The sequence below is a fragment of the Streptococcus sp. HMSC076C08 genome (assembly GCF_001810825.1).
Classification (GTDB): domain Bacteria; phylum Bacillota; class Bacilli; order Lactobacillales; family Streptococcaceae; genus Streptococcus.
Window position 1 is genome coordinate 65,835 of the sequence record NZ_KV802734.1, and the last position, 8,540, is coordinate 74,374.

At 41.8% G+C, this 8,540-nt stretch carries 7 protein-coding genes and 1 pseudogene; all 8 read left to right on the forward strand.

Annotated features, from left to right (window positions below; translation table 11 throughout):
- Positions 1 to 5 precede the first annotated feature (5 nt).
- Complete coding sequence (gene der, locus HMPREF2766_RS05500) at positions 6 to 1,316, forward strand: ribosome biogenesis GTPase Der (RefSeq protein ID WP_070568323.1); 1,311 nt, start codon at positions 6 to 8, stop codon at positions 1,314 to 1,316.
- Positions 1,317 to 1,544: 228 nt separating this feature from the next.
- Positions 1,545 to 2,411 (forward strand): TPM domain-containing protein, encoded by an 867-nt coding sequence (locus HMPREF2766_RS05505; protein ID WP_070568326.1) that lies wholly within the window; start codon positions 1,545 to 1,547, stop codon positions 2,409 to 2,411.
- 160 nt (positions 2,412 to 2,571) lie between these two features.
- On the forward strand, positions 2,572 to 3,168 hold the full coding sequence (locus HMPREF2766_RS05510) for a LemA family protein (protein WP_000812473.1): 597 nt from the start codon (positions 2,572 to 2,574) through the stop codon (positions 3,166 to 3,168).
- 132 nt (positions 3,169 to 3,300) lie between these two features.
- Complete coding sequence (locus HMPREF2766_RS10340) at positions 3,301 to 3,591, forward strand: hypothetical protein (RefSeq protein ID WP_070568329.1); 291 nt, start codon at positions 3,301 to 3,303, stop codon at positions 3,589 to 3,591.
- Between the two features lie 143 nt (positions 3,592 to 3,734).
- Entirely contained in the window at positions 3,735 to 4,490 is a 756-nt protein-coding gene (locus tag HMPREF2766_RS05520; protein WP_070568331.1) for a DNA alkylation repair protein, read from the forward strand.
- Positions 4,491 to 4,620: 130 nt separating this feature from the next.
- Positions 4,621 to 7,134, forward strand: coding sequence for a preprotein translocase subunit SecA (gene secA / locus HMPREF2766_RS05525; RefSeq protein WP_070568334.1), 2,514 nt, complete (start codon positions 4,621 to 4,623; stop codon positions 7,132 to 7,134).
- Positions 7,135 to 7,213: 79 nt separating this feature from the next.
- Positions 7,214 to 8,245 (forward strand): 3-deoxy-7-phosphoheptulonate synthase, encoded by a 1,032-nt coding sequence (locus tag HMPREF2766_RS05530; protein ID WP_070568337.1) that lies wholly within the window; start codon positions 7,214 to 7,216, stop codon positions 8,243 to 8,245.
- 1 nt (position 8,246) lies between these two features.
- Positions 8,247 to 8,540, forward strand: a pseudogene (locus HMPREF2766_RS05535) (3-deoxy-7-phosphoheptulonate synthase); the annotation flags it as partial.

Consider the following 8,540-nt stretch of genomic DNA (forward strand, 5'->3'; position numbering starts at 1 on the left):
AAAACATGGCCTTACCAACTATTGCCATTGTGGGACGTCCCAATGTTGGGAAATCAACCCTATTTAATCGGATCGCTGGTGAGCGGATCTCAATCGTAGAAGATGTCGAGGGTGTGACACGTGACCGTATCTATGCAACGGGTGAGTGGCTCAATCGTTCCTTTAGTATGATTGATACGGGAGGGATTGACGATGTCGATGCTCCCTTTATGGAACAAATCAAGCACCAGGCAGAAATCGCTATGGAAGAAGCGGATGTCATCGTCTTTGTAGTGTCTGGGAAAGAAGGAATTACAGATGCGGATGAGTACGTAGCCCGTAAACTCTATAAAACCCATAAACCTGTTATCCTTGCCGTTAACAAGGTTGACAACCCTGAAATGCGAAATGATATCTTTGATTTCTATGCGCTAGGATTGGGCGAACCCCTGCCAATTTCGTCTGTCCACGGTATTGGTACGGGTGATGTGCTGGATGCTATTGTGGAAAATCTACCACACGAAGTTGAAGAAGAAAATCCAGACGTGATTAAATTTAGCTTGATTGGCCGTCCTAACGTTGGAAAATCAAGTTTGATTAACGCTATTTTGGGAGAAGACCGCGTGATTGCTAGTCCAGTATCTGGAACAACGCGTGACGCCATTGATACCCACTTTACAGATACGGATGGACAAGAGTTTACCATGATTGATACAGCTGGTATGCGTAAGTCTGGTAAAGTCTATGAAAATACGGAGAAATACTCTGTCATGCGTGCCATGCGTGCCATTGACCGTTCTGACGTGGTCTTGATGGTCCTCAATGCCGAAGAAGGTATCCGTGAGTACGACAAGCGTATCGCAGGTTTTGCCCATGAAGCCGGTAAAGGGATGATTATCGTGGTCAACAAGTGGGATACTCTTGAAAAAGACAACCACACCATGAAGAAATGGGAAGAAGATATCCGTGAGCAGTTCCAATATCTGCCTTATGCACCGATTGTCTTTGTATCCGCTCTTACCAAGCAACGTCTCCATAAACTGCCTGATATGATCAAGCAAATTAGCGAGAGTCAAAACACACGGATTCCATCAGCAGTCTTGAATGATGTCATTATGGATGCCATTGCTATCAACCCAACACCGACAGACAAAGGAAAACGCCTCAAGATTTTCTACGCTACCCAAGTTGCAACCAAGCCACCAACCTTTGTCATCTTTGTCAATGAAGAAGAACTCATGCACTTCTCTTACTTGCGTTTCTTGGAAAATCAAATCCGAAAGGCCTTTGTCTTTGAGGGAACACCGATTCACTTGATCGCGAGAAAACGAAAGTAAACCATGCTTGTTTTTCTACAAAAATAAACTAAAAGAAGACTTCATAGTCTTCTTTTTTCTATACTAAAAGGGGAGAAAAGAACCTGCCAAATTGGAGGAGAATATGTCATCAAATTTCAATCATTTTCCTAGCTTTTGTAATCTATTTGTAATGAAAATGCACTTTCTTTGTAAAAATCAAAATGCTATAATTCCTTAAATCAATTTTCCTTTATCAGGGAGGTTATTATGAAAAAAAGCAGATTATTTAAACATAGTTTGTTGGTTCGCTTGCTTGGGTTGCTGATGGTCTTTCTCTTCTTGTCAGCATTCACAGCACCTGAAAAACCAGAGTACGGGATCTATGACCCGGATCATTATTTAACGGATGAGACTATAAGTCAGATTCGGGAATTGAATAATGTCAATAGTAAAAAATCAGAAAAATTCCAGATGGGTGTTTACGTTGTGAAAAGCCTAGATGGAGAAACAATCGAGACTGTAGCCAATGAAACAGCTAGGGCTTGGAAGATTGGCTACTCGGGAGACAAGCACGGTGTCTTGATTGTAGTAGCAGTCCAAGATAGAAAATCACGGATTGAAACCAGTAATAATGTGGCCAGTAAGATCACTGACTATCAGACTCACAGGTTCTTGACAACAGCACGTCCTTACTTTAAAAATGGTGACTATAACAAGGGTGTTCTCTCAATAGTCAATAATCTCAACTACATGTTCTATAGTGGATCGAGTACGACTGCTTCAAGTTCTAAAAGTAGTTACGACTATACTACCAACTCTAGTCGCTTAAGGGAACTTGAAAGGTATGCTGGTGAGAGTAGTTCTTCGAGACGTCATCGAAAAAGCAGTTCGAGTGACGGAGTTATCGTATTTGGAGTTCTCATTTACTTCATCGTGATGATTATCGGATTTCTATTTGGTGGTCGTGGTTCACGTGGAGATGATTCTGGCGGTGGCTGGTGGGGCGGCGACTCATCAGACTCAGGATCCTCTTGGTCTGACTCAGGTTCTTCTTGGTCTGACTCGGGCTCCGATTCATCTGGAGGCTGGGACGGCGGTGGCTTTGATGGCGGTGGTTCGTCTGATGACTGGTGAGTGATCATATATTGCTCAAACCGATTTCTCCATACAGTAAGGTGACTCCTTTGCAAGAGTTCACTCCTTAATTAAAAATAAAAACAAAGTTTGGGAAATTGATTTAAAATCTGAGTATTTTCTCAGAAAAGTTGATAAAAGAAAGTGTTAAGGTTTTGATATGAAACAAAATAAAGTAATTCTCTCAATAGTAGCGATTTTCTTTGGACTACTAGTTCTGGGAAGTTGTTCCGCAGTGACGACCTATAATGGTCTAGTTGGTGAACAGACTAAAGTGGAGCAGGCTCAGGCCGATGTCTCGACAGCCCTCCAACGTCGTTCGGACTTGATTGGTAACTTGGTGGAGTCCGTTAAAGGACAAATGAATCATGAAACCGAAGTCTTTACCAAGATTGCGGATGCTAGAGCTAAAATCGGTAGTAGCTCAGTAACTTCGGAAGAAAACCAAAAGGCTCAGGGAGAATTGAGCTCTGCTCTTTCCCGCTTGATTTCCTTGACGGAGAATTATCCAGAACTCAAGAGCAATCAAAATGTTGAGCAACTAATGGTGGAACTTTCAGGAAGTGAAAATCGTATCTTTGTAGCACGCAAGGATTATAATAAAGTCGCAGCTGAGTACAATCAAAAGTTGAGAAGTTTTCCAACCGTGCTCTTTGCGAATATGATGAACTTTAAAGAAGCTGAAACCTTCAAAGAAACAGAAGAAGCTAAGACAGTTCCTAAGGTCGATTTCGGAACATCTTCATCAAGTCAATAATGTGAATCAGCCTATGAATAAAGGAATTTCTCTAGCATGACTAGTGATTTCAAACCCGAACCTGGAAAGCTTTTTCCAGGTTTTTTTGGTATAATAAAAGGGAAGATACAGTGACTCAAATGGAGGTTTGCTATGGAAAAAACAAAAGCCTTTCTTGAAGCGCACTACAAGAGATATATCCTTACGATTTGCTTTCTCTGGTTCCTCATATTTTTTCTTCCTTGGAATTGGCAAATAGGAGGAGTTTCAGTATATTATTTCGTTATGAAAAAACTCTTTGTGGTTTTTGGAGTTTTATCCATCCTATACTCGGTGCTGATTAAAAAAATCAGTCTTCTTATCTTTGGCATCATCTTTTGCTTGGCCTTCTGGATTAATCTCTTTTTGTACTTTGGCTTATTGCCAGCATTTTTGGGAAATTAAACATTAAAAATTGATGGACTAGACGAGCTTCTAGTCCTTTTTACTTTCTTGACAAAATAGTTTGAGAATTGAAAATGATTTTGTTGACGGGCGATCTGTATGATATAATAAGTTCCGTAAACAGAAGATTAAGGAATTTAAAAATGGCGAAAAAAGTAAAGGATTATTATGACTTGGCTTATGCTAGGGATTTGAGTCGACGGTTGCAAGAAGCGTCCCCTGCCTTTGATGGACAAAAATTTAGGCTCTTGCTAGAAAAAGACTTGGAAAATTTGGAGTTTAGCCAGCGTCAAGAACTCTTGGCTAAAAGTATCAAAGAATGTCTCCCCCTATCTTATCAGGACTCTCTCAAGGTTTTTGAGGAAATTTTAGGTCCTGAGCTAGAGGGTGGTTTAGGCATGTTTTCGGAAGGTTATTGGCTTTGGCCCATCGGCAAATATGTAGAGCTATACGGAGACAAGGAATTTGAATTGAGCGCGGCTTTTAGTAAGGAACTAACCAAGCGGTTTACGGGAGAATTTTCCATGAGACCCTTACTGGCTAGCTATCCTAAGGCTACAATGGCCTTGCTGATAGAATGGAGTCAGGATGAAAATTTACGCGTTCGTAGACTTGCTAGCGAGTGCATGCGTATCCGTCTACCTTGGGCTAAGAGACAAACCGTGGTGTTGGATTATTTTGAGGATTTCACCACTATTTTGACCAATCTAAAGGATGATAGAGATAAGTCTATTCAAAAAAGTGTAGCCAATAATCTAAATGATTTGTATAAGGAAGATCCTGATAAGTTTGAAAAGATACTTCAAACTTGGCAAAAGGAGGAGCTAAGTCCAAGTTGTGCTTGGATCATCAAGCATGCATCTCGAACAAAAAACAAAAAGGTAGCCACAGAAGATTGATGCAAAAAAAACTGAATTTCAGCTGGCCTTTTCCGTTGTAAATTAAGGATTCTTTCTTGAAAAATAATGGTAAATATGCTAAAATTAAAAGAACATTCTAAAATATTCAGAATAAAAAGTAAGGAAAATCATGGCTAATATTTTAAAAACGATTATTGAAAATGATAAAGGAGAACTTCGTCGTCTGGAAAAGATGGCTGATAAGGTTCTTAACTATGAGAGCCAAATGGCTGCAATGTCAGACGAAGAACTAAAAGCGAAAACTGACGAATTTAAAGAGCGATACAACAAGGGTGAATCCCTTGATTCATTGCTATATGAGGCTTTTGCAGTAGTTCGTGAAGCTGCAAAACGTGTCCTTGGGCTCTTCCCTTATAAGGTTCAGGTCATGGGGGGAATCGTTCTTCACCATGGTGACGTTCCAGAGATGCGTACTGGTGAAGGGAAGACCTTGACAGCGACTATGCCAGTGTACCTCAATGCCCTTGCAGGTAAAGGGGTTCACGTAGTTACAGTCAATGAATACCTAACAGAACGTGACGCGACTGAAATGGGTGAATTGTACTCATGGCTCGGTTTGTCAGTAGGGATCAACTTGGCAGCTAAATCTCCAATGGAGAAAAAAGAGGCATACCTTTGCGATATTACCTACTCAACCAACTCAGAGATTGGTTTCGACTACCTTCGTGACAACATGGTCGTTCGTGCAGAAAACATGGTACAACGTCCACTCAACTATGCCTTGGTCGATGAGGTTGACTCGATTTTGATCGACGAAGCGCGTACACCATTGATCGTTTCAGGTGCCAACGCAGTTGAAACAAGCCAACTCTACCATATGGCGGACCACTTCGTGAAATCCTTGGATCAGGATGACTATATCATTGACGTTCAGTCTAAGACGATCGGTTTGTCAGATTCTGGTATTGACAAGGCTGAAAGCTACTTCAAACTAGAAAATCTCTACGACATTGAAAATGTAGCTCTTACTCACTTTATCGACAATGCTCTCCGTGCTAACTATATCATGATTCTCGATATCGACTATGTGGTTAGTGAAGAGCAGGAAATCTTGATCGTTGACCAATTTACAGGTCGTACCATGGAAGGTCGTCGTTACTCTGATGGTTTGCACCAAGCGATTGAAGCAAAAGAAGGTGTGCCAATCCAAGATGAGACTAAGACTTCAGCTTCTATTACCTACCAAAACCTCTTCCGTATGTATAAGAAATTGGCAGGGATGACAGGTACTGGTAAAACAGAAGAAGAAGAATTCCGCGAAATTTACAACATTCGTGTTATTCCAATCCCAACCAACCGTCCAATCCAACGTATCGACCACTCAGACCTTCTCTATGCAAGTCTTGATGCAAAATTTAATGCTGTAGTTGAAGATGTAAAAGCTCGTTACCAAAAAGGTCAGCCGGTCTTGGTAGGTACAGTTGCCGTTGAAACGAGTGACTTTCTTTCTAAGAAATTGGTAGCAGCAGGTGTTCCTCACGAAGTCTTGAATGCGAAGAACCACTACAGAGAAGCGCAAATCATCATGAACGCTGGTCAACGTGGCGCGGTTACCATCGCAACCAACATGGCCGGTCGTGGTACCGACATTAAACTTGGTGAAGGGGTTCGTGAGCTTGGTGGACTTTGTGTTATCGGTACAGAGCGTCACGAAAGTCGCCGTATTGATAATCAGCTTCGTGGACGTTCAGGGCGTCAAGGAGACCCAGGTGAGTCACAATTCTACTTGTCTCTTGAAGATGATTTGATGAAACGTTTCGGTTCAGAACGTTTGAAAGGTGTCTTTGAACGACTCAACATGTCTGATGAAGCCATCGAATCTCGCATGTTAACGCGTCAAGTTGAAGCAGCTCAAAAACGTGTCGAAGGAAACAACTACGACACTCGTAAACAAGTCCTTCAATACGATGATGTTATGCGTGAACAACGTGAGATTATCTATGCGCAACGCTATGATGTCATTACTGCAGATCGTGACTTGGCACCAGAAATCCATGCTATGATCCGTCGTACCATTGGACGTATCGTGGATGCACATGCTCGTTCGAAAGAAGATGAAAAATTGGAAGCAATCTTGAACTTTGCTAAGTATAACTTACTTCCAGAAGATTCAATTAGCCGTTCAGATCTTGCAGGTCTGTCAGACCAAGCTATCAAAGATGAACTTTTCCAACGTGCCTTGAAAGTCTATGACAGCCAAGTTGCTAAGCTTCGTGACGAAGATGCAGTGAAAGAATTCCAAAAAGTCTTGATTCTACGTGTTGTAGACAACAAGTGGACAGACCATATCGATGCCCTTGACCAGTTGCGAAATGCTGTTGGTCTTCGTGGATATGCCCAAAACAACCCTGTTGTAGAATATCAAGCAGAAGGTTTCCGCATGTTTAACGACATGATTGGATCGATTGAATTCGATGTGACCCGCTTGATGATGAAAGCACAAATCCATGAACAAGAACGTCCGCAAACTGAACACAATATCAGTACAACTGCGACTCGTAATATTGCAGCGCAGCAGGCAAGCCTTCCAGAAGATTTGGACTTGAGCCAAATCGGACGAAACGACCAATGCCCATGTGGATCAGGTAAGAAATTCAAGAACTGTCATGGTAAGAGACAATAATATGAGATAAGATACAGGCGGATACCTGGTAAAAATCATTTTTTGCTTGGTGTCCGTTTGCTTTATAAGGAGATGAATCATGGTATTTAAAGCTAAAAGTCCTAAAATTAACATTGAAGAAGTTCGCGCCTTGTCTAAATTAGAGGGAGCGGCTCTTGCGAGAAAAAATCAACGTGATCAGGAATTGGAAGCCATCATCCGTGGGGAAGACCAGCGTATTCTCTTGGTGATTGGACCATGTTCATCTGATAACGAAGAGGCGGTTCTCGAGTATGCCAAGCGTCTATCTGCTTTGCAAGAAGAGGTCAAAGACCGTATTTTTATGGTCATGCGTGTCTATACAGCTAAACCTCGTACCAATGGAGATGGCTATAAGGGCTTGATTCATCAACCGAATGCGACAGAAGCTCCTAGCTTGATCAATGGAATCAAGGCTGTTCGTCAACTACACTATCGTGTGATTACCGAGACGGGAATAACAACAGCTGATGAGATGCTTTATCCTGAAAATCTTCCGCTGGTGGATGATTTGATTTCTTATATGGCTGTTGGAGCTCGTTCTGTAGAGGATCAACAGCATCGTTTTGTAGCGAGTGGAGCAGACTTTTCAACAGGATTTAAAAATCCAACATCTGGAAATCTCAATGTTATGTTTAATGGGATTTACGCAGCGCAAAATAAACAGAGTTTCCTTTTCCTCGGTAAAGAGGTGGAAACAACGGGGAATCCATTGTCCCACGCCATTCTTCGCGGAGCATTGAACGAATACGGGAAAAATATTCCTAACTACTACTATGACAATTTGATGGATACCATTGATCAGTATGAAAAGATGGGCTTGGAAAATCCCTTTATCATCATCGATACCAATCATGACAATTCAGGCAAGCAGTACATGGATCAAATCCGTATCGTTCGTCAGACCTTGATTAACCGTGACTGGAATGAGAAGATCAAGAAATATGTTCGTGGTTTTATGATTGAGTCCTATCTAGAAGATGGACGTCAAAATGAGCCAGAGGTTTTTGGTAAGTCCATTACAGATCCGTGTCTCGGATGGGACAACACAGAAGCACTTGTTCGCGAAATTTACCAAACGCTAGGAGAGTAAGATGGCATTTATCGAAAAAGGTCAAGAAATTGATATTGAAGCAATCAAGGCTGCGACCCAGTTGTCACCTGAAGCCTTGCGAAAGAAAGAAGCCCGCGATAGAGAGTTGGCAGCCATCATCTCGGGTGAGGACGACCGAATCCTTTTGGTGATGGGACCTTGCTCTTCAGACAATGAAGAAGCCGTGCTTGAATATGCTCGTCGCTTAGCAGACTTGCAGAAAAAAGTTGCGGATAAAATCTTTATCGTGATGCGTGTCTATACGGCTAAACCTCGTACCAATGGAGATGGCTAT

What these genes read in the sequence shown, in the direction of transcription:
- der (WP_070568323.1), top strand. Translation starts at nt 6, where the DNA reads ATGGCCTTACCAACTATTGCCATTGTGGGACGTCCCAATGTTGGGAAA.
- HMPREF2766_RS05505 (WP_070568326.1), top strand. Translation starts at nt 1,545, where the DNA reads ATGAAAAAAAGCAGATTATTTAAACATAGTTTGTTGGTTCGCTTGCTT.
- HMPREF2766_RS05510 (WP_000812473.1), top strand. Translation starts at nt 2,572, where the DNA reads ATGAAACAAAATAAAGTAATTCTCTCAATAGTAGCGATTTTCTTTGGA.
- HMPREF2766_RS10340 (WP_070568329.1), top strand. Translation starts at nt 3,301, where the DNA reads ATGGAAAAAACAAAAGCCTTTCTTGAAGCGCACTACAAGAGATATATC.
- HMPREF2766_RS05520 (WP_070568331.1), top strand. Translation starts at nt 3,735, where the DNA reads ATGGCGAAAAAAGTAAAGGATTATTATGACTTGGCTTATGCTAGGGAT.
- secA (WP_070568334.1), top strand. Translation starts at nt 4,621, where the DNA reads ATGGCTAATATTTTAAAAACGATTATTGAAAATGATAAAGGAGAACTT.
- HMPREF2766_RS05530 (WP_070568337.1), top strand. Translation starts at nt 7,214, where the DNA reads ATGGTATTTAAAGCTAAAAGTCCTAAAATTAACATTGAAGAAGTTCGC.